Source organism: Pseudomonas sp. R76 (genome assembly GCF_009834565.1).
GTDB lineage: Bacteria > Pseudomonadota > Gammaproteobacteria > Pseudomonadales > Pseudomonadaceae > Aquipseudomonas.
Genome location: NZ_CP019428.1, coordinates 4,275,825 through 4,299,857 on the forward strand (window position 1 = coordinate 4,275,825; position 24,033 = coordinate 4,299,857).

Consider the following 24,033-nt stretch of genomic DNA (forward strand, 5'->3'; position numbering starts at 1 on the left):
GCCCCTTTTGGCGTTTTACAGCTCCGCCGCCAGGCGCGAGCCTTGGTTGATGGCGCGCTTGGCATCGAGCTCGGCCGCCACATCGGCGCCGCCGATCAGGTGCACGTTCTGGCCTGCGGCGACCAGGCCATCCTGCAGTTCGCGCAGCGGATCCTGGCCGGCGCAGATGACGATGTTGTCCACCGCCAGCACCTGCGGCTCACCGTCGGCGCCGATGCGGATATGCAGGCCTTGGTCATCGATCTTCAGGTATTCGACGCTGTTGAGCATCTGCACCCGCTTGTTCTTAAGGCCCGTGCGATGGATCCAGCCGGTGGTCTTGCCCAGGCCGTCGCCAACTTTGGAGGCCTTGCGTTGCAGCAGGAACACTTCACGGGCCGGTGCATGCGGCGCAGGCTTGATACCGGCCACACCGCCACGGGCTTGCAGTTGGGTGTCGATGCCCCACTCTTTCCAGAACGCTTCACGGTCCAGGCTGGTAGACACGCCTGCATGCACGAGGAATTCGGAGACGTCGAAGCCGATACCGCCAGCGCCAATTACTGCCACGCGTTTGCCCACCGGCTTGCGCTCAAGGATCACGTCCAGGTAGCTCAGCACCTTGGCGTTATCGATCCCCGGAATCGCCGGGGTACGCGGCGCAATGCCGGTGGCCAGGATGATCTCGTCGTAACCGCCCGCCGCCAGTTGCGCGGCATCCACACGGGTGTTGAGGCACACCTCGACGTGGGTGGTCTGCAATTTGCGCTTGAAGTAGCGCAGGGTTTCAAAGAACTCCTCTTTGCCCGGCACGCGCTTGGCGATATTGAACTGGCCGCCGATTTCACTGGCCGAGTCGAACAAGGTCACTTGATGGCCGCGCTCCGCCGCCACGGTGGCCGCCGCCAGGCCTGCAGGACCTGCGCCGACCACGGCGATTTTCTTGATCTGCTTGACCGGCAGGTAGTTCAGCTCGGTCTCGTAGCACGCACGCGGGTTGACCAGGCAGGTGGTCAGCTTGCCGCCGAAGGTGTGGTCCAGGCAGGCCTGGTTGCAGCCGATGCAGGTGTTGATTTCATCGGCGCGACCTTCAGCGGCCTTGTTGACGAACTCGGGGTCGGCCAGGAACGGCCGCGCCATCGAGACCATATCGGCATCGCCCTCGGCGAGGATCTGCTCGGCAATTTCCGGCGTATTGATGCGGTTGGTGGTGATCAGCGGAATCTGCACCGCACCGCGCAGCTTGGCGGTGACTTTGCTGAACGCACCACGCGGCACTTTGGTGGCGATGGTCGGGATACGCGCTTCGTGCCAGCCGATGCCGGTGTTGATGATCGTCGCCCCCGCCTGCTCGATGGCCTTGGCCAACTGCACGATTTCTTCCCAGCTACTGCCGCCTTCCACCAGGTCAAGCATCGACAGGCGGAAGATAATGATGAAGTTCGGGCCGACGGCCTCGCGCACCCGGCGCACGATTTCCACCGCCAGGCGCATGCGGTTTTCGTAGCTGCCACCCCAGCGGTCAGTGCGATGGTTGGTGTGGGCGGCGAGGAACTGGTTAATGAAATAACCTTCGGAGCCCATGATTTCCACGCCGTCGTATTCGGCGACCTGGGCCAGCAGCGAGCAGGTGACAAAGTCCTGAATCTGCTTCTCGATACCTTCCTCGTCCAACTCCTTGGGCTTGAACGGGTTGATCGGCGCCTGGATCGCGCTCGGTGCGACCTGCTTGGGGCTGTAGGCATAGCGCCCGGCGTGGAGGATCTGCATGCAGATCTTGCCGCCCGCCTCGTGCACGGCCTGGGTCACGATCTTGTGTTTCTGGGCTTCTTCGTCGGTGGTCAGCTTGGCGGCGCCGGCGTACACGCCGCCCTCATCGTTCGGGCCAATACCGCCGGTGACCATCAGGCCGACACCACCCCGAGCGCGCTCGGCAAAATAGGCGGCCATGCGCTCGAAGCCGCCGGTTTTTTCTTCCAGGCCGGTGTGCATCGAACCCATCAGGGTGCGATTGCGCAAGGTGGTAAAGCCCAGGTCCAACGGGGCCAGCAGGTGCGGGTAGGCAGCAGCGGTCATGGTACAGCTCCACAACGGATCATCACGGGACGTGGAAGGCTCGAAATGGCCTGCCATCGGTTTATGTCCCACAGACTAAGAGGCAGCGGACTACCGCTCAATGACTGAAACTGACAAGTTATTGATCCAAATGCACAGCGCCCCTTGGCAAGCCGGTGCATGGGCCCTACCCTAGTCGACGAACCCTGCACACGGTCTGTTGTCTGTTGCCCCATGCGTAAACTTCTAGCCTTCACCCTCGTCATGGCCCTGGTTGCCGCCACCACCGCGTATCTGGTCTGGACCCAGGAGCGCCCTGTGGCGCATTACCTGTCGGACCTGCGCATCACTTTGGCCGTCAATGAAGGCCAGCCCGCTGATCGTGGCAACTTGCTGGGTATCCAGCCGGAGCTGTTCCCCGCCGATTATCAGAGCCTGGAACGCCTGCACCTGAAGCTGGCGGCTTATCTGCAAAAGGCTCGGGACCAAGGGTTGATCAACAGCAAGACCATCGTCGTGCTGCCGGAACACATCGGCACCTGGCTGATGCTCAGCGGCGAGAAGAACGAGCTGTATCAGGCGGTCCATTTAAAGGACGCGATGAACTGGCTGTCAGCCAGCAACCCGCTGCAGTTCGCACGCGCGTGGATCAGCGCCAAGGGCGATAACCGCATGGAAGACGCCTACCTGCGCATGAAAGCGCCCGCCATGGCGCGCGACTATCAGGTGCTGTTCGGCGGGTTGGCCAAAGAGTTTGGCGTGACGCTGGTGGCCGGCTCCATCGCCCTGCCCAACCCGACCGTCGAACAAGGGCAACTGCACATTGGCCATGGCGCGCTGTACAACGCCAGCCTGGTGTTTGGTGCCGATGGCTTGCCGGTGGGCCAGCCACAGCGCCAGTTCTATCCGATCTACGATGAGCGCGGCTTTATCGAACCGGGCGATGAAAACCTCGTCAGCGTGGTCGATACCCCGGCCGGGCGCCTGGGCATCCTGATCGGCAGCGACAGCTGGTACCCGGACAACTACCGCAAACTCAACGAGCAAGGCGCGCAATTGGTCGCCGTGCCTGCCTTTGTGACCGGCCGCGAGACGTGGGACCGCCCATGGCGCGGTTTCAAAAGCGTTTCGACACCGCCCGAAATCAGCCTCAAACCCGAAGAGCTCAGCGAAGGCGAAGCCTGGCGTCGCCTCACGCTGATCAGCCAGCAACCCATCAGCCAGGCCACTGCCGGCATGAGCGTGTTCCTGCGCGGGCAGTTCTGGGATCTGGGCACTGCCGGGCACAGCTTTCTCAGCAGCAACGGGCAAATCAATGCCGACAGCGGTGCCCGTGGCGCGCGCCTGCTGAATATCTGGTTGTAGCGTCTTGAAGCCGGTGCGCCTTGGCGATCTGTCGGTGGGTTTCGTGCACACCTTGGCGGATGCTATTCAAAGCCACGGCCTGGACCCGCAACCGTTGCTCCTGCAATACGGCCTTGACCCGGCACGCTTGGCAGAAGCCGGCGCACGCTTGTCGATCCCGCGCTATATGCGCCTGGGCCACGCAGCCATCCAGCTCACCGGCGACCCAGGCCTGGGCCTGCGCATGGGCCAGCTCAGCCGTTTGAGCCAGGCAGGTCTGGCAGGCGTCACCGCCGCACAAGCGCCCAACGTGCGTGAAGCGGCGCGTGCCTTGACCCGTTTTGAAGCGCTGTACGGCTCCAATTACCGCGGGCAATCGAGTTTTCACGAGGATGCCGAAGGCGCCTGGCTGCGGTTTTATTCCATCAGCCCGTACAACGCCTATAACCGCTTTGTGGTGGATTCGATCATCGCCGGCTGGCTGCAGCAGTTATCCAGCGTGGCGCTGCAACCGGTGCAGGCGCAGCGCATCGACATCGAATTTGAAGCCCCCGAGTACAGCGAACACTACAGCGTGCTGGGCGACAGCCCGGTGAGCTTCGGCGCCGAGGCCAATCAACTGCGCCTGAGCCAAAACACGTTGGCACTGCGTAACCCGCAGCATTGCCCGAGTACCTGGCAGCTGTTGTTGAAGTTGTGTGAAGCAGAGTTGGAGCAGTTGACGCGCACCCGCAGCTTGCGCGAGCGCATTACCCGTTTGCTCGGGCCGATGCTCAATGGTGGCCGGGAACCCGACCTGGAAGAAGTGGCGGCACGCTTGAAGCTGCCGACCTGGACGCTGCGCCGCAAACTGGCCGATGAAGGCACGCAGTTTCGCGCGATTCTCAACGACACCCGCCGCGATTTGGCCATGACCTACATTCGCGATACGGAGCTGGCGTTCGGCGAGATCGCCTACTTGCTCGGGTTTGCCTCAGCCCAGGCGTTTCAACGGGCGTTCAGGCGGTGGAACAACCAGACCCCAGGGGAATTTCGCCGCAGTCAGCGGCATTCCGCCTGAAGTCGGTGTTACAGCTCGGTGGCGTCATCAACCGGATCCAGCGGATCCAACTCAAACGCGTGGTACTCCAGCAGTTCTTCTTGGTAATCGTCCATGGTGGACTCCTTGTGGTTTTAAAGCAGCTGCCAATAAATGACCTGCACAGCCAGCCTAAAGTGCCGTGATGACGAAAAAATGTCGGCGCCATGACGTTCCTGCACTTCAGGATAAAACGTAGCAGCGTTGCCTTGATTTAGCACCTGGGTGTTTAGGTGCGATTGCAATCATTGCAATTGCAACAACATTTCCATTAGGGTACGAACCTCTGTTGCAAGGAGCTCGTCCCATGCCCGCCTCTACCGCCCATGCCGCCCAACGCTGTATCGACGCACTCAGCACGGCTGCGCACTCAAGCAGTTCGCCGCTGTACACGGTCATGACCATGGCCAACACCCTGGAACTCAGCCGCCAGGCCTGGGTGATCCGCGGTCAGTCACGCTCCCGCCGTGTGGGCGGCTGGCCGGTTTGGTTCGCACGCAACACCGCTGAAAAACCCATGTTGTACCTGCACAGCGCGGCGTCGTCGGCGCAGTTATGTGCACTGTCGGACGAGACCGCGCAGCGCGGCATCCTGTGCAACGACATCGAAAACCAACCGTCTGCATGGCCCAGGGGCACGCAACCGTCGCTGCCGTTATGGCTGGCCACCCACCCGCGCTGCACGCCGTATGACCCGGCGTCCGGCGCGGAAGCCCGCGCGATTGTGCTGGCGGGTTTGCGCACGCTGTATGTCGAGGGCAAGCCTGGGTTTTATTACCTGGCGCTGCACGACCAGGACAGCGCGGTGACGCTGGATGCACAGGATCGCGACGATGCCCTCAAGGGGATGTACCCGATCCAACGTCGCCAAGGGCAGGTGCGATTGCTCGGTGCCGGCCGGGCGCTGGTGGAAGTTGCCGAGGCTGCACAGTTGCTGGAACAGGACTGGAACATCACGGCGCAGCTGTGGAGCTGCCCCAGCTACACACGACTGGCGCGCGAAGCGGCCGCGGCCGAACGCTGGAATCGACTGCACCCCACGGCGCCCAGGCAGAGCTGCCATTTACGTGAGTGCCTGAGCGGCAGCAGCGCGCCGGTGATTGCCGTCACCGGTTATCCGCAGGCGATTGTCGATCAGCTGGCGGCGCATGTGGAGGCGCGTTTTGTCGCGCTCGGCGCGGGTTCGGTGCAGGCGTCTGCGCCCAGCTGTTACTGGATTGTGGTGTGTGCGTTAAGGGCGTTGGTGGATGAGGGATGTATGGATGCGCGGCAGGTAGAAAAGGCGATGGATCGGTATGCACTCAACTGAAGGGAGAAACCGTCAATGGTGGGAGCTGGCTTGCCTGCGATAGCGCAGTGTCAGGCACTGCATCTTATGCTGATGTACCGCTATCGCAGGCAAGCCAGCTCCCACATTGAATCTTCATTGGGTCTTAAATCTTGCGTCGCCCTCGAACCTGCACGCCCGCCTCCACGGCCAGCCCCGCCGCGCGCTCCAGGGTGTCGGCAAACAGCTGGCGCTGCTCGGGCTCGATTTGCGACAGGAACAGCTCGTCCACAGTGCTTTCGTAGATCGTCCACATCTTTTTACGCAACACCCGACCCGCGTCGGTGATCGAGGCAAACGCCGCACGGCCGTCGCCGTCAGAACGCGAACGCACCACCAGGCCGTCTTTTTCCAGGCGGTCCACCAGGCGTGTCAGGTTGTAGCGCTCAATCGCCAGCACGTCGGCCAATTCGTGCATACGGCGGGTGCCATCCGGGCCACTTTCCAGGCCCCACAAGGCGTCATACCAGGCATATGGCGGCAGGTCCGCCTGCGCCAAACGGCGTTCGATTTCACGGATGACCGTCCTGTGGGCCCTGACAAAACGGAACCATACATCAGGCTCTTTCGACGACATGCAACACCATCCGGGGAATTTCAAGAAGGTTGCAATAGTAGCTCATCCCGCGCTAGATTCAGGCATATCGTTGCAATTGCAACTACATTGGCGCTACTCCCACAAGGAGCTCGCCGCTTGAAATCCGCCTACCCTGGAGCCTCACATGACCCCGAATAACGCAGTAAGACTGGACGACGATCCACAGGAAACCCGCGAATGGCTGGAGTCCATCGAATCGGTGCTGTCCACCGAAGGCCGCCCGCGCGCCCACTACCTGATTGATCAGTTGCTGGATTTCGACGTTGCGCGCCATGGAGACTTCTACGGGCGGGTGACCACGCCTTACGTCAACACCATCCCGGTTGACCGCCAGTTGCCCTACCCTGGCAACCTCGCCATCGAGCGGCGCACCAATGCGTTTATTCGCTGGAACGCCATGGCCATGGTGCTGCGCGCAGGCAAACATTCCGGTGTGGGTGGGCATATCGCGACCTATGCGTCAGCCGCCGTGCTGTACGACGTAGGCTTCGACCATTTCTTCCGTGGGCGCACCGACACGTTCGACGGTGACCTGGTGTACATCCAGGGTCACTCCTCGCCGGGCATCTACGGCCGCGCCTACCTGGAAGGCCGCATCAGCGAAGCTCAGCTGGACAACTTCCGCCGCGAGGCCGCTGGCGAGGGGCTGTCCTCCTACCCGCACCCACGGCTGATGCCGGACTTCTGGCAATTCCCTACTGTGTCCATGGGCCTCGGGCCGATCACCGCGGCTTACCAGGCGCGCTTCATGCGTTACCTGGAGTTTCGTGACCTCAAGCAACACCAAGGCCGCAAAGTGTGGGCATTCCTCGGTGACGGCGAAATGGACCAGCCGGAATCCCTGGCGGCGATCTCCCTGGCCGGTCGCGAGAAACTCGACAACCTGATCTTCGTGGTCAACTGCAACCTGCAACGCCTGGACGGCCCGGTGCGCGGCAATGCCAAAGTCATCCAGGAATTCGAAAGCCTGTACCGCGCTGCCGGCTGGAACGTGATCAAGGTGATCTGGGGTGGTGGCTGGGACGCGCTGCTGGAAAAAGACCAGAGCGGCCTGCTGCGCCAGCGCATGATGGAATGCGTGGACGGCGACTATCAGAACTACAAATCGCAGAACGGCGCCTATGTACGCGAACACTTCTTCGGCAAATACCCGGAGTTGCTGGCACTGGTTGCGGACATGTCCGACGACGAAATCTGGAAACTCTCACGCGGTGGGCATGACCCGGACAAGGTCTACAACGCCTACGCGGCCGCCGTGCGCCATAAGGGCCAGCCGACGGTGATCCTGGCCAAGACCGTCAAGGGCTTTGGCATGGGCGAAGCCGGCGAAGGCCAGAACATCAACCACCAGTTGAAGAAGATGGGCGCCGAGGCCGTAAAAGCCTTCCGCGATCGCTTCGGGCTGGAAGTGGCGGATGACCAACTCGACGAAATCCCCTACCTCAAACCCGCCGCCGACAGTGAAGAGGCGCGTTATTTCGCCGCCAGGCGCCAGGCCTTGGGCGGCTATGTGCCCGCGCGCCACACGGCCGTCGAGTCATTACAGATCCCCGAACTGAGCGCCTTTGCCACCCAGCTGAAAGACACGGGCGAGCGCGCCATCTCCACCACCATGGCGTTCGTGCGCATCCTCGGCACGCTGCTCAAGGATCCGCACCTGGGCAAGCTGATCGTACCCATCGTGCCGGATGAGTCGCGCACCTTCGGCATGGAAAGCCTGTTCCGTCAGATCGGCATCCACTCTGCTGTAGGCCAGCTCTATACCCCACAGGATGCCGGGCAACTGAGCTACTACAAGGAGAGCAAAGACGGACAGATCATGCAGGAAGGCCTGAATGAATCCGGCGCCATTTCCTCGTGGATCGCGGCGAGTACGTCCTACAGCAACCACGGCCTGATGACCGTGCCGTTCTACATTTTCTACTCGATGTTCGGCTTCCAACGGGTCGGCGACCTGGCGTGGGCGGCCGGCGATGCGCGGGCGCGTGGTTTCCTGCTCGGCGCTACGGCCGGGCGCACGACATTGATGGGCGAAGGCTTGCAGCATGACGACGGCCACAGCCACATTCTGTCGTCGGTCATTCCGTGCTGTGTGTCGTATGACCCGACCTTTGCCTACGAGCTGGCGGTGATTATTCGCGAGGGCATGCGGCGCATGTATGTCGAGCAGGAGGACATTTACTACTACATCACCCTGCTCAACGAAAACTACCCGCACCCGGCGATGCCCGAAGGCGTGGAGGATGGCATTCTCAAGGGCATGTATCCGCTGAGCCGCCACCCGCAAGCGCAGGTGCAACTGATGGGCAGTGGTTCGATTTTGCGCGAAGTGATCGCCGCCGCCGACTTGCTCGCCAAGGACTTCGGCATACACAGCGACGTGTGGAGCGTCACCAGCCTGACCGAGTTGCGCCGAGACGGGCACGCGGCGGAGCGCTGGAACCTGCTGCACCCGCTGAGCGAGCCGCGCAGCAGCTACGTCGAGGAATGCCTCGCCGGGCACACCGGGCCGGTGGTGGTCGCCACGGACTACATGAAATTATTCGCCGACCAGATTCGCCCCTTCGTCCACGCCCGCCGCTTTGTGGCGCTGGGCACCGATGGTTTCGGGCAATCGGACACCCGGGAAACCTTGCGCGAGTTCTTTGAGGTGGATCGCCACTTCATCGTCCTCGCCGCTTTAAAAGCGCTGGCGGATGACGGCGTGATCGGGCGCGATAAAGTCAGTGAAGCGATCAACCGCTACGGGATCAACGTCGACAAGGCGAACCCCGTAGCGGTCTGAGTTACTGCGCAGGCGTCGGCAGCGGAGGAATCGCCTCTGTCGGCGCCGGCAAGGTCGGCGTGCTCGGCGTGGTCGGAGCGGGTGCTGGAGCCGGTTCGGGTTCGGCCTGTGGCGCAATCGGTGCGGCCTCCGCAGGCGGTGCCAACGGTTGCGCAGCGGCAGGCGCTGGCGTTGCGTCCTTCGGTGCCTCGACCTTCTCCGCAACCGGAGCGGCCTTGGGTTCCGGCACCCCGAGCTCAGCCTTGGGCTTTTCAGGAATGTGCTCGGCCTTCTTCACTTCCTGCGGCAGGAACACATCCACCAGCGCAAAGTAACGGTCGTAGAACTTCGGCGCCGAAACCGTCTCACTCGCCACCTTGACCATCGAGTCATCGGTGGAGCCAATCGGCATCGACACCGAGCCCAACACGCCCACACCCAGGCTCGCGGAGTTGTTGACCTTCTTCAGCGCGTAGCGATCCTGCAAGGCGTTGGCAAACATCGTCGAGTGGTTATTGCCTTTGCCATCGTTGGCGCACACCACGTTGAAGCTGATCTGCAAATGGGTCTCGCCGGTCTGCTGGAAGCTCTTGTTACCCACCACCAGCTTGGGGTCGCTGCTGGTGATGATGTAACCCTGGCTCAACAGCGCACGTCGCGCCGCTTCACAAGCCGCCACATCGCTGACCGGGTAATCACGGGAGAACGTACCGGAGTCGTCGAAATTCTCATGTTCATAAATAGCGGTCTTGGGTGACGAGCAGCCCGCGGCGCCCGCCAGCACCAGCGCCAGCCCGAGGCTACGCAAGTGAAATGATGTCGACATTGAAAATCCTGAGGAAAACAGTCAGGGCGGTATTGTGCAACAGAACGAGGCCTTGGCGCGCGCATTCCTGTCGGTAAAACGTCACAGGCCTACAGGACGGCGCCTGCAGGAAAAAGCCCGGCGCCCATATGGTCAATAAATACGCGCAGTTTTGCCGAGGCATGGCGACTTGATGGAGTATTGCTGCAAGGCTGGGGCGTGGGCGCCTTTGCATGGGCGGTCGTGCTATTGATGTTGTTAGCCTTGGTCGGCAGCCTGAAACGCAGCTAAAAAAAAGCCCCCGGTCCTTTACAGACCGGGGGCTGATCGTTCCCACGCTCTGCGTGGGCATGCATCCCGTGACGCTGCGCGTCACTCTACAGCGGGACGCGGAGCGTCCAAGGCGGCGTTCCCACGCAGAGCGTGGGAACGATCAATCAGAACTTCTTGATGTCAGCCTTGGTTTCCAGCTGCTTGCGGTAAGCCGCGAAGTCTTGCTGGCCAATACGCGAAGCGAGGAAGCGGCGGTATTGCGCCTTTTCTTCGTCCGTAGGCGCAGCGGCTTCGTTGACACCGTTCAAGCGCACGATGACCAGGCTACCGTCAGCCAGGGTTACCGTGGTGAAGGTCGGCTTGTCCTTGGCCGCAGGCTTAGGCATACGGAACAGGGCTTGCAACACCGCAGGCTCGACCCCTTCAGCGCTACGGGTAGCCGCTTCAGTGACTTTCCAGGCCTGGCCGTCGATCGGCTGGTTCAGCGGGGTCTTGCCATCACGCAGGCTGGCGATCAACTCGTCAGCGTGAGCCTTGGCAGCCGCGCTGGCGCGCTCCTTGGTCATCTGCGCACGGATCGCGGCAGAGACGCTTTCCAGTGGCAGTTGCTTAGGCTTCAAGTGTTCTTTGGCGCGCAGCACGATGATGGTTTCCGGGTCCAGCTCGATGGCGGTGCTGTTGGCACCCTCATCCAGGACTTCCGGGCTGAATGCCGCGGTGACTACAGCACGGTTGGCTGCAACACCTTCGCCACCTTCACGGCCAAATGGCGCGGAGGTGTGCACGGTCAACTTCAGGTCGGACGCCGGCTGGGCCAGGTCGGAGGCTTCGAATGCCGCATCTTCCAATTGCTTGGAGGCGTCGACAAAGCGCTGCTCAACTTGCTGGGTCTTGAGCTCGCGGGTCAGCTTGTCTTTCAGGCTGGCGAACGATGGCACTTGGGGGGCTTCAACGCCCAACAGTTTGATCAAGTGCCAACCGAACGTGGTGCGCACCGGCGCCGACACCTGGTCCTTGTTCAAGGCGTACAGGGCCGTTTCGAAGTCCGGGTCGTAGACACCCGGGCCGGCAAAGCCGAGGTCGCCGCCATTGTTGGCCGAACCTGGATCCTGGGAGAACTCCTTGGCCAGGGCTTCGAACTTCTCACCCTTGGCCAGGCGTGCCTGGATGTCTTCGATCTTGGCCTTGGCTTGCGCGTCGGTGGTCTTGTCGTTGACTTCAATCAGAATGTGCGCGGCACGACGCTGTTCAGCGAGGTTGGCGGTTTCTTTCTGATAGGCAGCCTGCAGTTCATCGTCCTTCACGGTGACCTGGTCGAAGAAGGAAGACTTCTTCAGTTCCAGGTAGTCGATGACGACTTGGTCCGGGGTCATGAACTCTTTGGCGTGCTGGTCGTAGTAAGCCTTGACCTCATCGTCGGTGAGCTTCACCGCCGCAGGGTTGGCCTTGATGTTGACGGTGGCGAAATCGCGGGTCTGTTTTTCCAGACGGGCGAATGCCAGCACCTCGGCGTCGGTGACAAAACCGCTGCCGGCGAGACCTGCGCGAACCTGGCCGATCAGCATTTCCTGGGTCAGCATCTGACGGAATTGCATACGGCTGTAGCCCAGTTGACGGATCACCTGGTCAAAGCGTTCGGCGCTGAACTTGCCGTCCACCTGGAATTCCGGAGTCTGCAGGATCACCTGATCCAGAGCAGCTTCCGAGAAGCCGAACTTGGAATCAGCAGCGCCTTGCAGCAACAGTTTGCGATCGATCAGCCCTTTGAGGGCCGCATCGCGCAGCAGTTTTTCGTCCAGCAGAGAAGCATCGAAATCCTTGCCCAGCTGTTGCATCAGCTGGCGACGTTGCATGTCGACGGCCTGGCTCAATTCGGTTTGGGTGATTTCTTCACCATTGACCTTGGCCACGTCCTGCTTGTTGTTGGTCGAAGCCTGGAAAATGGCCTCGATACCGGTGAACGCCATCAATGCGACGATGATCCCGATAATGGTCTTGGCAATCCAGCCTTGTGAATTGTCCCTGATATTTTGCAGCATGCGTCCCCCAGAAACGGTTGATCTTCAAAAATTAGGCAACCGTGGAGCGTGGGTAGAGTCCGGATAGAAGAAAGGCGCATCCGAGGATGCGCCTTCTCGTAACTGGCGGAGCGGACGGGGGTTTGAACCAACACCCCAGGCCGTGGCGACCCGATGGATAACTGGGTCGGCTGCCGCTCCGCCGCCAGGCCAGACCTGCGTCTGACCCGGGTAGGTAAGGCTTGAGCGAAGCTTAGTTAACGGCTTCTTTCAGGGCTTTACCGGCTTTGAAACCTGGTTTCTTGGCAGCAGCGATTTGCAGTGCTTTGCCGGTCTGTGGGTTACGGCCAGTGCGAGCTGGGCGGTCAGTCACAGAGAAAGTACCGAAGCCTACCAGTACCACGGAGTCGCCGGCCTTCAGAGCGCCAGTGACGGATTCGATTACTGCGTCCAGCGCACGGCCAGCAGCAGCTTTCGGGATATCAGCGGATGCGGCGATAGCATCAATCAGTTCCGACTTGTTCACTCTAAGTCCCCTTATATATCTATTGAGTATGATTCTAAGTTTTTTGGTGAAAGCAAAAACCAGTGCTGAATGGCCTACAGACACTTAAGAGCCGCTTTATAACAAGGGCTCTAAAAAGCTGTCAAGGAAGCCACCCGGCTTAATCGCATTAATGCGTGCTAATTCTTTCCTTGGAATCAGACTCGCGTTTTTCATCCTTCGCGACAATCTCCGGAGCCACATCCGGCAAGGGCTCCGGCGCGTATTGCAGCGCAATTTGCAGGACCTCGTCAATCCATTTAACCGGTTTAATCTGAAGATCCTGCTTGATGTTGTCAGGAATTTCCTTCAAGTCGCGAACATTCTCTTCAGGAATGATCACAGTCTTGATTCCACCCCGATGTGCTGCGAGCAGTTTCTCTTTCAGACCACCGATGGCCAATACCTGACCGCGCAGAGTAATTTCACCCGTCATTGCCACATCGGCTCGCACAGGAATGCCAGTCAATGCCGACACCAGGGCCGTGCACATGCCTACGCCAGCGCTGGGGCCGTCTTTCGGGGTCGCCCCTTCCGGCATATGGATGTGGGTGTCGTGCTTCTCGTGGAAGTCCAGGGGGATCCCCAGGCTCTTGGCGCGGCTGCGCACCACGGTCTGCGCGGCCGTGATGGATTCGACCATCACGTCACCCAGCGAACCGGTTTTGATAAGCTGGCCTTTGCCTGGGATCACCGCGGCTTCGATGGTCAGCAATTCGCCGCCCACTTGAGTCCACGCCAAGCCAGTCACCTGCCCTACCTGGTCCTGCTGTTCAGCCAGGCCATAACGGAATTTTTTCACGCCCAGGAAGTGTTCCAGGTCGTCGGCACCCACCTTCACCGAGAAGCGTTTTTCCAGTGCATGCTCTTTGACCGCCTTGCGGCAAATCTTCGCGATCTGGCGCTCCAGGCCCCGCACACCGGCCTCGCGGGTGTAGTAACGAACGATGTCACGGATCGCTTCGACGCCAATCTCGATCTCGCCTTTTTTCAGGCCGTTGGCCGAAATCTGCTTGGGCGCGAGGTATTTGACGGCGATGTTGATCTTCTCGTCTTCGGTGTAACCCGGCAGACGAATCACCTCCATCCGGTCCAGCAACGCTGGCGGAATGTTCATGGAGTTGGAGGTGCACAGGAACATTACATCGGATAGGTCGTAGTCGACTTCCAGGTAATGGTCGTTGAAATTATGGTTCTGCTCAGGGTCGAGCACCTCGAGCAACGCCGAGGCCGGATCGCCACGCATGTCGCTGCCCATCTTGTCGATTTCATCGAGCAAAAACAGCGGGTTGCGCACGCCGACCTTTGTCATCTTTTGAATCAATCTTCCTGGCATCGAACCGATGTAGGTACGGCGATGGCCACGAATTTCCGCCTCGTCACGCACGCCACCGAGGGCCATGCGTACGAATTTACGGTTGGTGGCGCTGGCAATCGACTCAGCCAGCGACGTTTTACCCACACCCGGAGGACCGACCAGGCACAACACCGGGCCACGAATTTTCTTCACGCGCTTTTGCACGGCGAGGTATTCGAGGATGCGCTCTTTGACTTCTTCGAGGCCGTAGTGGTCGGCGTCGAGGATATCTTCGGCACGGGCCAGGTCCAGGCGCACTTTGGTCTGGGCCTTCCACGGTACCTGCACCAGCCAATCGATGTAGGAGCGAACCACGGTGGCTTCGGCCGACATCGGCGACATTTGCTTGAGCTTGTTCAGCTCGGCAGTCGCCTTGGTCAGGGCGTCTTTGGGCAGGCCGGCAGCATCGATGCGCTTTTTCAGCTCTTCGATTTCGTTGTGGCCTTCTTCGCTGTCGCCGAGTTCTTTCTGAATGGCCTTCATCTGCTCATTCAAGTAGTACTCGCGCTGGCTGCGCTCCATTTGTTTCTTCACGCGACCACGGATGCGTTTCTCAACCTGCAACAGGTCGATCTCGCCATCCAACAGTGCCAGTACGTGTTCGACACGGGCAGACAGGTCGATGATTTCGAGGATGTCTTGCTTCTGCTCGATCTTCAGCGCCATGTGCGCAGCCATGGTGTCGACCAGGCGGCTTGGCTCATCAATGCTGTTGAGGGAAGACAGGACTTCAGCCGGGACTTTCTTGCCCAGCTGCACATACTGCTCGAACTGCGAGAGCAGGCTGCGCACAAACACTTCGGATTCGCGCTCAGGGGCTTCGACTTCGTCGATCAGCGCCACTTCGGCGCGCAGGTGGCCATCCACCTCCATGAAACGCTCCACCGCACCACGCTGCTCACCTTCCACCAACACCTTGACGGTGCCATCAGGCAGCTTGAGCAATTGCAGAACAGTGGCAATGGTACCGACGCGATACAGGGCATCTTCGCCTGGATCATCATCAGCTGGATTCTTCTGGGCCAACAGCAGGATTTGCTTGTCGCCCGTCATCGCGGCCTCGAGGGCTTCGATAGACTTCTCGCGCCCCACGAACAGCGGGATAACCATGTGCGGATAGACGACGACATCACGCAACGGCAGGAGAGGCAATTCGATGGTTGTCTTCATGATTTCGCCTCTATGACAGTTGAAAAGTAAGCTTGAAACCAAGATGGGGGCTGCTTGCAAAAAAAACAAGCTCAATGCCAGCAGTTAAACGCATGAATAAACGAGAATTTAAAATAACTGCTGAAAAACCGCTGTAAAAAAACAAGGGGCCTAAAAAGGCCCCTTGCTTGTGCTGCGACAGCTGAACGCTTACGCGTCCGGTGCAGCCTTGGCAGCCGGCTCACTGTTTTCGTAGATATACAGTGGCTTGGACTTGCCTTCGATAACGCTTTCGTCGATCACCACTTTACTCACCTCGGACTGCGAGGGGATTTCGTACATGGTGTCGAGTAACACGCCTTCGAGAATCGAACGCAAACCACGTGCACCGGTCTTGCGCTCCAGTGCCCGCTTGGCCACTGATTTGAGTGCGTCGGTACGGAACTCGAGGTCTACACCTTCCATCTCGAACAACTTGGCGTATTGCTTGGTCAAGGCGTTTTTCGGCTCGGTGAGGATCTGAATCAACGCAGCCTCATCCAACTCGTCCAACGTGGCCAGGACCGGCAGACGGCCAACGAATTCAGGGATCAGACCGAACTTGACCAGATCGTCAGGCTCGACTTCACGCAGGGACTCGCCCACCTTCTTGCCTTCTTCCTTACTGCGCACTTCCGCACCGAAACCGATGCCGCCACGGGTGGAACGTTGCTGAATAACCTTCTCCAGACCGGAGAACGCACCGCCACAAATGAACAGGATGTTGCGCGTATCAACCTGAAGGAATTCCTGCTGCGGGTGCTTGCGGCCGCCTTGTGGCGGTACGGAAGCAACCGTGCCTTCGATCAGTTTCAACAGGGCTTGCTGCACGCCTTCACCGGAAACGTCCCGGGTGATCGACGGGTTGTCGGACTTGCGCGAAATCTTGTCAATTTCGTCGATGTAGACAATACCCATCTGGGCCTTCTCTACGTCGTAGTCACACTTCTGCAGCAGCTTCTGAATGATGTTCTCGACGTCTTCACCCACGTAGCCAGCCTCGGTGAGGGTGGTCGCGTCAGCGATAGTGAAGGGAACATTCAGCAGACGAGCGAGGGTTTCCGCAAGCAAGGTTTTACCCGAGCCTGTAGGACCGATCAGCAAGATGTTGCTCTTGCCGAGCTCGACTTCGTCGCCTTTCTTGTCACGCTGGTTCAAGCGCTTGTAGTGGTTGTAAACCGCTACGGCCAGAACCTTCTTTGCACGCTCTTGACCAATCACATACTGATCAAGGATGCCGCTGATTTCTTTAGGCGAAGGCAATTTATGCGCGCTGCTCTCGGCCTGGGCTTCCTGCACCTCCTCGCGGATGATGTCATTGCACAGGTCGACGCACTCGTCGCAGATAAACACCGAGGGGCCGGCAATCAATTTGCGTACTTCATGCTGGCTTTTGCCGCAGAAGGAGCAATAGAGCAGCTTGCCGTTGTCCTCGCCGTTGCGGGTGTCAGTCATTCGTTCGATCCAAATCCGATAGGCTTGCAACACAAGATGAAGGCTTATGCGGGCTTTTTCAAGCCCGCGGTGGTCGGACGCGCCGACCAGCCCTATTTTGAGGTGCTTATATTAAGCGGGGCGCTTTTCGATCACTGCGTCGATCAACCCATAGGCGCGCGCAGCTTCGGCGCTCATGAAGTTGTCACGATTGGTATCGCGCTCGATTTCTTCCAGGGTGTGCCCGCTGTGCTTGGCCATCAACGTGTTGAGGCGCTCACGAATAAACAGGATTTCCTTGGCGTGAATTTCAATGTCCGACGCCTGGCCCTGGAAGCCGCCCAGAGGCTGGTGAATCATCACGCGCGAGTTAGGCAGGCAGTAACGCTTGCCCTCGGCGCCCGCGGTGAGCAGGAATGCGCCCATGCTGCAGGCCTGACCGATGCAGGTCGTCGACACGTTTGGCTTGATGAACTGCATGGTGTCGTAGATCGACATACCTGCCGTTACCGAGCCGCCCGGGGAGTTGATGTAAAGATGGATGTCCTTGTCCGGGTTTTCCGCTTCAAGGAACAGCAGTTGCGCGCAGATCAGGTTGGCCATGTAGTCCTCTACAGGGCCGACCAGAAAGATCACTCGTTCCTTGAGCAGGCGCGAGTAGATGTCATAGGCGCGTTCGCCACGAGCAGATTGCTCGACAACCATCGGGACCAGGCCGCCAGCGGCCTGGATATCAGAGTTCTGCTGAATATAGGAATTACGGAACATGCTCTGCAGTTACTCCCAAATAGTCATGTCTTGAAAACGCATAAGCCAGCGCGAGGCTGGCTTATGGTTGTATTTCGAACGAGTTGGACAATCAGTCGGCTTGTGCTGCTTCCGCCGGTTTGACTGCTTCTTCGTAAGAGACCGCTTTGTCGGTCACCTTAGCCTTCTGCAGAACAGTATCCACAACTTGTTCTTCCAGCACAACCGAACGTACTTCGTTCAGCTGCTGGTCGTTCTTGTAGTACCACGCCACAACCTGCTCAGGCTCCTGGTAGGCCGAAGCCATTTCCTGGATCATTTCACGAACGCGATCTTCGTCAGGCTTGAGGTCGAATTGCTTGACCACTTCAGCCACGACCAGACCCAGCACAACGCGACGCTTGGCTTGCTCTTCGAACAGCTCGGCCGGCAGTTGGTCAGGCTTGATGTTGCCACCGAACTGCTGAACCGCTTGAACGCGCAGGCGATCCACTTCGTTGGACAGCAGGGCCTTAGGCACTTCGATCGGGTTGGCAGCCAGCAGACCGTCCATGACCTGGTTCTTGATCTTGGACTTGATGGCCTGGCGCAGCTCACGCTCCATGTTCTTGCGAACTTCGGTACGGAAGCCTTCGATACCGGTTTCCTTGATACCGAATTGAGCGAAGAACTCTTCGTTCAGTTCTGGCAGCTTAGGCTCGGAAACGCTGTTGACGGTAACGGTGAACTCGGCGGTTTTACCGGCCAGGTCCAGGTTCTGGTAGTCAGTCGGGAACGTCAGGTTCAGAACGCGCTCTTCGCCGGCTTTAGCGCCAACCAGACCGTCTTCGAAGCCCGGGATCATGCGGTTGGAACCCAGCACCAGCTGAGTGCCCTTGGCGGAGCCGCCAGCGAATACTTCGCCGTCAACCTTGCCAACGAAATCGATGTTCAGTTGGTCTTCGTTCTGGGCAGCGCGATCGGCCACTTCAAAACGAGTGTTCTGCTTGCGCAGGATTTCCAGCATGTTGTCCAGGTCGGCATCCGCAACGTCAGCGCTCATGCGCTCTACGGCGATGTCTTCGAAACCGGCAACGGTGAATTCCGGGAACACTTCGAAAGTCGCGACGTATTCCAGGTCTTTACCTGCTTCCAGGGACTTAGGTTCGATCGAAGGCGAGCCAGCCGGGTTCAGCTTGTGCTCGACAACAGCTTCGTAGAACGAAGCCTGGATCACGTCACCTACAGCTTCCTGACGCGCATCGGCACCAAAACGACGCTTGATTTCGCTCATTGGCACTTTGCCTGGACGGAAACCAGCGATTTTGGCCTTTTGGGCAGTCTGCTGCAGACGCTTGTTGACCGCAGTCTCAATACGCTCTGCCGGCACGGTGATGCTCAGGCGGCGCTCGATAGCAGTAGTATTTTCAACAGAAACTTGCATGGATATTCCTCGTTGCACAGACGTTAGCCGGCCGTTTCCGACCCCAGAATCAAGGGCATGCATTCTAGTGGGTCAAACTCAAGAAGTCACCCTACTGAAAACGGGTGGAAAAACAGCAGGTCATTTATAGGTTCAAGTGCACGCATGCACCTCATCCTGTTAGCAAATACAGCTCATCTCACCAGGGCTCTGCATCAAGCCTTCTATATATAGAAGCGCGTGGGCACACACCCTTGGCGACCGACCTCGCAGGCAAGGTCGGAGGACACGGCGCCAGCATCGAGAAACACAAATACGACGAAACGCCCTGCCCCGGAAACTCAAAACACTTAAACAAAAACGGCACAGCCCTTTTTCAGGTACTGCGCCGTTATTCGCTATTAAATAGCTGTACTGACCCTGATAAAGCCGCGGATCAGTTCTACACGCTCAAAACCGGCAACGATTCTAACGCCAAGGCATTGAGAATGCTTGTTTTTTCTTGGCGTCAAGTTTCGCCGCAAAAGGACCGGAAATTTCCGACACAAAAAAAAGCGCCAGATCATTGATCTGGCGCTTTTTCTGAATATGGGGTGGACGAAGGGGATCGAACCCTCGACAACGGGAGTCACAATCCCGTGCTCTACCAACTGAGCTACGCCCACCATATTGCATTAACAAAGAACTCGAACATCTTCTTTGTTGAACCATGCCCCGCCTGATGGCGGTACAGCGTTTTAATTGGTGCGGATGAAGAGACTCGAACTCTTACGCCTCGCGGCGCTGGAACCTAAATCCAGTGTGTCTACCAATTCCACCACATCCGCGCTTGCAGCTCTTAAAGCAAAGGCGCCAGACGATTAATCTGGCGCCTTTCAAAATATGGGGTGGACGAAGGGGATCGAACCCTCGACAACGGGAGTCACAATCCCGTGCTCTACCAACTGAGCTACGCCCACCATCTAGCGCTACTTGTGCCAAAGCTGCCTAATGGCGCACCCGGCAGGACTCGAACCTGCGACCATCCGCTTAGAAGGCGGATGCTCTATCCAGCTGAGCTACGGGCGCCTTATTAATCTGTACTCTTGGAGGATTACAAACTAAGTGCTTCCAGCCTTGCAGTACAACAATTCTGCTCGACCTTCTTAACCAGTGCTAGGCTGTGCCCGACAAGTGCGACGAATAGTATAGACGCCCCGGAAACCCGTCAAATCTTTTTTGAAAAAAATTCATTTTATTTAAGGGGTTAGGGCAATTTGCGGACCAAGCGCCTTTGCCCTCACGCCCTGGCGTGCGAGAATGCGCGCACTTTTCTTCTCCCTCTCGATGGTTAATCACGCGTAATGACTGCACAACTTATCGACGGCAAATCAATCGCCGCCAGCCTGCGCCAGCAGATCGCCAAACGAGTCACCGAGCGCAGCCAGCAAGGCTTGCGCACGCCTGGGCTCGCGGTGATTCTGGTCGGCAGCGATCCTGCCTCTCAGGTTTATGTCTCGCACAAGCGTAAAGACTGTGAAGAGGTCGGCTTTATCTCCAAAGCCTACGACTTGCCTTCTGACACCACCCAGCAGGCCCTGACCGACCTGATCGACAGCCTCAACGACGATCCGGCCATCGACGGCATCCTGCTCCAGCTGCCGCTGCCTGAACACCTGGACGCGTCCAAACTGCTGGAGCGCATCCGCCCGGACAAGGACGTCGACGGTTTCCACCCTTATAACGTCGGCCGCCTGGCCCAGCGTATCCCGCTGCTGCGCCCGTGCACCCCGAAAGGCATCATGACCCTGCTGGAAAGCACCGGTGTCGACCTGTACGGCCTTGATGCCGTGGTCGTCGGCGCTTCCAACATCGTCGGCCGCCCGATGGCCATGGAACTGCTGCTGGCCGGCTGCACCGTGACCGTCACCCACCGCTTCACCAAAGACCTGGCCGGCCACGTCGGCCGCGCCGACCTGGTTGTCGTCGCTGCCGGCAAGCCGGGCCTGGTCAAAGGTGAGTGGATCAAGGAAGGCGCCATCGTCATCGACGTCGGCATCAACCGCCAGGAAGACGGCAAGCTGGTCGGCGACGTTGTTTACGAAACCGCCCTGCCCCGCGCCGGCTGGATCACGCCGGTGCCAGGTGGCGTTGGCCCGATGACCCGTGCCTGCCTGCTGGAAAATACCCTGTACGCCGCAGAAACCCTGCACGGCTAATAACCAGCCGTACTGAAAAAGCCCTGCCTTATCGCAGGGCTTTTTATTGGCCGCAAAAAAACCTGTTTTTTCTTAGTTTTTAAGCACTTTCGTCCGGATCTAGAAGAACATTCGACAGTTTCTGATCCATACTCCTAAAATGTAACGGCATTTATCAAAAAACCGTTCCCGAACGGTATTTCCTTACTTTTTTAGCGAGTTCATCCGCGTGAAAATTCGTCTCTCTCTTGTCAGCCTATTTTTTGCATTTACAGGCACCTTCGCGCACGCCAGCGAAACCACCCTCGCCCCGCGTGATACCAGCAAACTGCAAATCGCTTCCGGCAGCGCCATGCTGGTGGACTTGCAGACCAACAAAGTCATCTATTCCAGCAACCCCGATGTCGTGGTGCCCATCGCCTCCGTGAGCAAATTGATGACCGGCCTGATCGTGCTGGAAGCCAAGCAGAACATGGACGAATACATCGATATCAACATCAAGGACACGCCGGAAATGAAAGGCGTGTTCTCCCGCGTGAAAATCGGCAGCGAAATGCCGCGTAAGGAAATGCTGCTGATCGCGCTGATGTCCTCGGAAAACCGCGCCGCCGCCAGCCTGGCCCACCATTACCCGGGCGGCTACCCGGCGTTTATCGCGGCGATGAACGCCAAGGCCAAGGCGCTGGGCATGACCAGCACCCACTATGTCGAACCCACCGGCCTGTCTATCCACAACGTCTCGACCGCCCGTGATTTGAGCAAGCTGCTGGCCTATGCGCGCAAATTTCCGATGTTGAGCCAGTTGAGCACCACCAAAGAGAAGACCGTGGCGTTCCGCAAACCCAACTACACCCTGGGTTTCTCCAACACCGACCACCTGATCAACCGCGCCAATTGGGATATCAAACTGACCAAGACCGGTTTCACCAACCAGGCCGGCCACTGCCTGGTACTGGTGACCAGCATGGGTAACCGCCCCGTGTCGCTGGTGATTCTGGATGCGTTCGGCAAGTTCACCCACTTTGCCGATGCCGGGCGGATTCGCAACTGGGTCGAGACCGGCAAGAGCGGCTCAGTGCCGGACGTAGCGCTGCGCTATAAGGCCGACAAGAACCTGAAGAACCGCCCGAATGCCGCGGAAGTGCGTCGTTAAAACTGTAAACATCTAATCTGACAGCCAGCTTGTGTGGGAGCTGGTCTTTGTGGGAGCTGGCTTGCCTGCGATGCAGGCAACTCGGTTTTTCAGTTGAACCGGGTTGATGCTATCGCAGGCAAGCCAGCTCCCACATAAGCCCCGCGCCCACCTGTTTGATCTTCAGCGCTGTTACTTCCTTTCCGCCAACACCTTGAGCGCCTGCGCCGCCGCCTGCTCTTGCCCGGCTTGCGCCGTCGCGTTAGCAGCCTCGCGCCAGCGCTGCGCATCGACATTGGCCGGCAGCTGGCTCGGGCGCTGGGTCAGGATCGCCCAATGGCCGGCGCTCTTCCACCCCGACTCAAAGTCGCTGAAGCTCATCACCAGCCGCCGCTCCAGACCCGAGCGCAGCAGCAGCGTACTTTTCTGCTGATTGAACCCCACCACCACGACATAGCGCGTCCCGGACCAGAAACTCGGGTTGATCCGCGCCATCACCGGGTAGCCCGCCGCCACCTGCGCCAGTACCGCCGTCAGTTGGTTATCCAGCGGATACACCATCAGCCCGTACTCGCGCGCCAGCACCTGCATATTGCGCTCAAGGTCCGCCTCGCCGCCTGGCAAGTGCAGGGGTTTATCGAGCAAACCGGGTGTCATCACAATGCCTTGTTGCGACAGCATGCTGGCTAAAGCCGAGGGGCCACTGAGGTAAGCCTCGCTGCGAAAGGTCGGCACGCCATTAAGTTCGACGCGCTCCGGCAGGCCCGCCAGTTTCGACGGGTGCCCGGAACAGGCCGCGAGCCCCAGGGCGCACGCCAGCAACAAGGAGGTTTTAACGTTCGAGCGCAATTTTTGACTCTCTTGATCAACGGCCGGTAAGGGCCCTGATCATAGGTTGCTCTTGAACGCGGGTATAGCCTCAAGCGCTAGTAAAACGCCCGGGATAGAGCAAACAAGTTGGAGGGACTCGACCATTGGTCAATAGCAGGCAACCGTCAGGTAGCTAGACTGTCCATTGAGAAGACTGAGTGTGCCCCGAGCGGGGCGAAAGGAGGCCCGAATGAGCCTTGCAACAACGATTCTGATGTTGATCTGCGGTTGGCTGGCAGTCGCCGGCGCCATGTTGTGGGGGGTCATGCGCGTGACCCGTCGGCACCATCACCCCCACGTCAAACCCGCTGCACCGGTCAAGCCACACAAGGCTGCGGTGCACCACGCCTAGCCAGGCATGCAACTGAAGTCTTGAGTCGCCGCTACTTCCTTGCCGTGGCCGTCCTTGAGGACGGCGCGCACGGTGGTGCCCAGGCTCGATTCAACCAAGGTGTAGTGCTCACCCGCCTGGAAATGCTTGTACTCAACGCGACCCTGGCAGTCTTGCTGGTTGTCATCGCCCGGCTCTTCTTCAAACAGCGTCACGTCCAGGCGATGGTCGCCTGGCGTCACTTCAAAAAAGCGCCCGTCATCCACGCGCTTGCCATCGACGCGCTCGGCCATCAGGTCATTTGGCGCTTCTTCTTTCAAACCAATCCACGCTTCGCTCGGGTCCGCCTTGGGGATCGGGCCGGCGCACGCCGACAACAACAAAACAGCGCCAAGGGCAGGGATCAACAACAAGGGTTTCAGTGACATGGCAGGGCTCCAAAGGGCATCGGTTAAAAGCGTTGGACGACGTTCAAATGTGTCGCGTCCGATGGATGACAAGCTTGGAGAGCCAACCTTTGTAGAACAAATGAATACATATGAAACGATCTTCAGCCGCTAACTAAATGTTCCTTCACCTGGCTGAAAGGTGCGTGTTAGGTGGGTCGGGC

At 59.0% G+C, this 24,033-nt stretch carries 19 protein-coding genes and 4 tRNA genes; 8 read left to right on the top strand and 15 right to left on the bottom strand.

Annotation, left to right across the window (positions count from 1 at the left end):
- Positions 1-15 precede the first annotated feature (15 nt).
- A complete protein-coding gene (locus tag PspR76_RS19080) occupies positions 16-2,055 on the bottom strand; it encodes an NADPH-dependent 2,4-dienoyl-CoA reductase (protein WP_159957768.1) in 2,040 nt (679 codons plus the stop codon).
- Positions 2,056-2,268: 213 nt separating this feature from the next.
- Between PspR76_RS19080 and PspR76_RS19085 the strand changes: the two genes are divergently transcribed.
- The 3 genes from PspR76_RS19085 (at position 2,269) to PspR76_RS19095 (ending at position 5,765) form a co-directional block, all read left to right on the top strand.
- Positions 2,269-3,399, top strand: coding sequence for a carbon-nitrogen hydrolase family protein (locus tag PspR76_RS19085; RefSeq protein ID WP_159957770.1), 1,131 nt, complete (start codon positions 2,269-2,271; stop codon positions 3,397-3,399).
- 4 nt (positions 3,400-3,403) lie between these two features.
- Entirely contained in the window at positions 3,404-4,438 is a 1,035-nt protein-coding gene (locus PspR76_RS19090) for an AraC family transcriptional regulator (RefSeq protein WP_159957772.1), read from the top strand.
- Between the two features lie 325 nt (positions 4,439-4,763).
- Positions 4,764-5,765 (top strand): transketolase-like TK C-terminal-containing protein, encoded by a 1,002-nt coding sequence (locus tag PspR76_RS19095; protein ID WP_159957774.1) that lies wholly within the window; start codon positions 4,764-4,766, stop codon positions 5,763-5,765.
- Between the two features lie 124 nt (positions 5,766-5,889).
- On the opposite strand, the gene PspR76_RS19100 is transcribed toward PspR76_RS19095, so the two are convergent.
- Positions 5,890-6,360, bottom strand: coding sequence for a MarR family winged helix-turn-helix transcriptional regulator (locus PspR76_RS19100; protein ID WP_159957776.1), 471 nt, complete (start codon positions 6,358-6,360; stop codon positions 5,890-5,892).
- A 145-nt stretch (positions 6,361-6,505) separates the two neighbouring features.
- On the opposite strand from PspR76_RS19100, the gene aceE reads away from it, so the two are divergent.
- Positions 6,506-9,166, top strand: coding sequence for a pyruvate dehydrogenase (acetyl-transferring), homodimeric type (aceE, locus tag PspR76_RS19105; RefSeq protein ID WP_159957778.1), 2,661 nt, complete (start codon positions 6,506-6,508; stop codon positions 9,164-9,166).
- Between the two features lies 1 nt (position 9,167).
- Here the strand turns inward: aceE and PspR76_RS19110 are convergent, their stop codons facing one another.
- From PspR76_RS19110 to tig, 7 genes are all read right to left on the bottom strand, one after another.
- Positions 9,168-9,971, bottom strand: a complete 804-nt coding sequence (locus tag PspR76_RS19110; protein WP_159957780.1) for a DUF2242 domain-containing protein — start codon at positions 9,969-9,971, stop codon at positions 9,168-9,170.
- Positions 9,972-10,387: 416 nt separating this feature from the next.
- Positions 10,388-12,262, bottom strand: a complete 1,875-nt coding sequence (locus tag PspR76_RS19115) for a SurA N-terminal domain-containing protein (RefSeq protein ID WP_159957782.1) — start codon at positions 12,260-12,262, stop codon at positions 10,388-10,390.
- Between the two features lie 232 nt (positions 12,263-12,494).
- The gene (locus PspR76_RS19120) at positions 12,495-12,767 is read right to left on the bottom strand and encodes an HU family DNA-binding protein (RefSeq protein WP_003174819.1); all 273 of its coding nucleotides are present in this window, start codon (positions 12,765-12,767) and stop codon (positions 12,495-12,497) included.
- Between the two features lie 148 nt (positions 12,768-12,915).
- Positions 12,916-15,312 carry an endopeptidase La gene (lon, locus tag PspR76_RS19125; RefSeq protein ID WP_159957784.1) on the bottom strand — a complete coding sequence of 799 codons (2,397 nt, stop codon included), beginning with the start codon at positions 15,310-15,312 and terminating at the stop codon, positions 12,916-12,918.
- Between the two features lie 189 nt (positions 15,313-15,501).
- Complete coding sequence (gene clpX, locus PspR76_RS19130; RefSeq protein WP_017136464.1) at positions 15,502-16,785, bottom strand: ATP-dependent Clp protease ATP-binding subunit ClpX; 1,284 nt, start codon at positions 16,783-16,785, stop codon at positions 15,502-15,504.
- 111 nt (positions 16,786-16,896) lie between these two features.
- Positions 16,897-17,532 (bottom strand): ATP-dependent Clp endopeptidase proteolytic subunit ClpP, encoded by a 636-nt coding sequence (gene clpP, locus PspR76_RS19135; RefSeq protein WP_083357884.1) that lies wholly within the window; start codon positions 17,530-17,532, stop codon positions 16,897-16,899.
- A 91-nt stretch (positions 17,533-17,623) separates the two neighbouring features.
- Entirely contained in the window at positions 17,624-18,934 is a 1,311-nt protein-coding gene (gene tig / locus PspR76_RS19140; RefSeq protein ID WP_159957786.1) for a trigger factor, read from the bottom strand.
- Positions 18,935-19,167: 233 nt separating this feature from the next.
- Here tig and PspR76_RS19145 point away from each other — a divergent pair, with 233 nt between their 5' ends.
- On the top strand, positions 19,168-19,482 hold the full coding sequence (locus tag PspR76_RS19145) for a hypothetical protein (RefSeq protein ID WP_159957788.1): 315 nt from the start codon (positions 19,168-19,170) through the stop codon (positions 19,480-19,482).
- A 20-nt stretch (positions 19,483-19,502) separates the two neighbouring features.
- On the opposite strand, the gene PspR76_RS19150 is transcribed toward PspR76_RS19145, so the two are convergent.
- The 4 genes from PspR76_RS19150 to PspR76_RS19165 all read right to left on the bottom strand — a co-directional run bounded on the left by PspR76_RS19150 (position 19,503) and on the right by PspR76_RS19165 (position 19,981).
- Positions 19,503-19,578: transfer RNA gene (locus PspR76_RS19150), tRNA-His, on the bottom strand.
- A gap of 77 nt (positions 19,579-19,655) precedes the next feature.
- Positions 19,656-19,740: transfer RNA gene (locus PspR76_RS19155), tRNA-Leu, on the bottom strand.
- Positions 19,741-19,796: 56 nt separating this feature from the next.
- A tRNA-His gene (locus tag PspR76_RS19160) sits at positions 19,797-19,872 on the bottom strand.
- Positions 19,873-19,904: 32 nt separating this feature from the next.
- Positions 19,905-19,981: transfer RNA gene (locus PspR76_RS19165), tRNA-Arg, on the bottom strand.
- 275 nt (positions 19,982-20,256) lie between these two features.
- On the opposite strand from PspR76_RS19165, the gene folD reads away from it, so the two are divergent.
- Together folD and pbpG are read left to right on the top strand one after the other, a co-directional pair.
- Positions 20,257-21,111 (top strand): bifunctional methylenetetrahydrofolate dehydrogenase/methenyltetrahydrofolate cyclohydrolase FolD, encoded by an 855-nt coding sequence (gene folD / locus PspR76_RS19170; RefSeq protein ID WP_124528853.1) that lies wholly within the window; start codon positions 20,257-20,259, stop codon positions 21,109-21,111.
- Positions 21,112-21,319: 208 nt separating this feature from the next.
- Complete coding sequence (gene pbpG / locus PspR76_RS19175; protein WP_159957790.1) at positions 21,320-22,243, top strand: D-alanyl-D-alanine endopeptidase; 924 nt, start codon at positions 21,320-21,322, stop codon at positions 22,241-22,243.
- Between the two features lie 171 nt (positions 22,244-22,414).
- On the opposite strand, the gene PspR76_RS19180 is transcribed toward pbpG, so the two are convergent.
- Positions 22,415-23,047: a peptidase C39 family protein gene (locus PspR76_RS19180; protein WP_159961530.1), complete on the bottom strand. Its 633-nt coding sequence runs from the start codon at positions 23,045-23,047 to the stop codon at positions 22,415-22,417.
- A gap of 235 nt (positions 23,048-23,282) precedes the next feature.
- On the opposite strand from PspR76_RS19180, the gene PspR76_RS31095 reads away from it, so the two are divergent.
- A complete protein-coding gene (locus PspR76_RS31095) occupies positions 23,283-23,444 on the top strand; it encodes a hypothetical protein (protein WP_174245640.1) in 162 nt (53 codons plus the stop codon).
- Here the strand turns inward: PspR76_RS31095 and PspR76_RS19185 are convergent.
- Positions 23,441-23,851 carry a PA0061/PA0062 family lipoprotein gene (locus PspR76_RS19185; protein ID WP_159957792.1) on the bottom strand — a complete coding sequence of 137 codons (411 nt, stop codon included), beginning with the start codon at positions 23,849-23,851 and terminating at the stop codon, positions 23,441-23,443. The genes PspR76_RS31095 and PspR76_RS19185 overlap by 4 nt on opposite strands.
- Between the last annotated feature and the right edge of the window lie 182 nt (positions 23,852-24,033).

Bases quoted from the DNA above. Each gene is read 5' to 3' on its own strand.
- clpX (WP_017136464.1), bottom strand. From the start codon at position 16,785: ATGACTGACACCCGCAACGGCGAGGACAACGGCAAGCTGCTCTATTGC.
- clpP (WP_083357884.1), bottom strand. From the start codon at position 17,532: ATGTTCCGTAATTCCTATATTCAGCAGAACTCTGATATCCAGGCCGCT.
- PspR76_RS19110 (WP_159957780.1), bottom strand. From the start codon at position 9,971: ATGTCGACATCATTTCACTTGCGTAGCCTCGGGCTGGCGCTGGTGCTG.
- tig (WP_159957786.1), bottom strand. From the start codon at position 18,934: ATGCAAGTTTCTGTTGAAAATACTACTGCTATCGAGCGCCGCCTGAGC.
- PspR76_RS19100 (WP_159957776.1), bottom strand. From the start codon at position 6,360: ATGTCGTCGAAAGAGCCTGATGTATGGTTCCGTTTTGTCAGGGCCCAC.
- PspR76_RS31095 (WP_174245640.1), top strand. From the start codon at position 23,283: ATGAGCCTTGCAACAACGATTCTGATGTTGATCTGCGGTTGGCTGGCA.
- PspR76_RS19080 (WP_159957768.1), bottom strand. From the start codon at position 2,055: ATGACCGCTGCTGCCTACCCGCACCTGCTGGCCCCGTTGGACCTGGGC.
- PspR76_RS19185 (WP_159957792.1), bottom strand. From the start codon at position 23,851: ATGTCACTGAAACCCTTGTTGTTGATCCCTGCCCTTGGCGCTGTTTTG.
- PspR76_RS19085 (WP_159957770.1), top strand. From the start codon at position 2,269: ATGCGTAAACTTCTAGCCTTCACCCTCGTCATGGCCCTGGTTGCCGCC.
- PspR76_RS19115 (WP_159957782.1), bottom strand. From the start codon at position 12,262: ATGCTGCAAAATATCAGGGACAATTCACAAGGCTGGATTGCCAAGACC.
- lon (WP_159957784.1), bottom strand. From the start codon at position 15,312: ATGAAGACAACCATCGAATTGCCTCTCCTGCCGTTGCGTGATGTCGTC.
- aceE (WP_159957778.1), top strand. From the start codon at position 6,506: ATGACCCCGAATAACGCAGTAAGACTGGACGACGATCCACAGGAAACC.
- PspR76_RS19095 (WP_159957774.1), top strand. From the start codon at position 4,764: ATGCCCGCCTCTACCGCCCATGCCGCCCAACGCTGTATCGACGCACTC.
- folD (WP_124528853.1), top strand. From the start codon at position 20,257: ATGACTGCACAACTTATCGACGGCAAATCAATCGCCGCCAGCCTGCGC.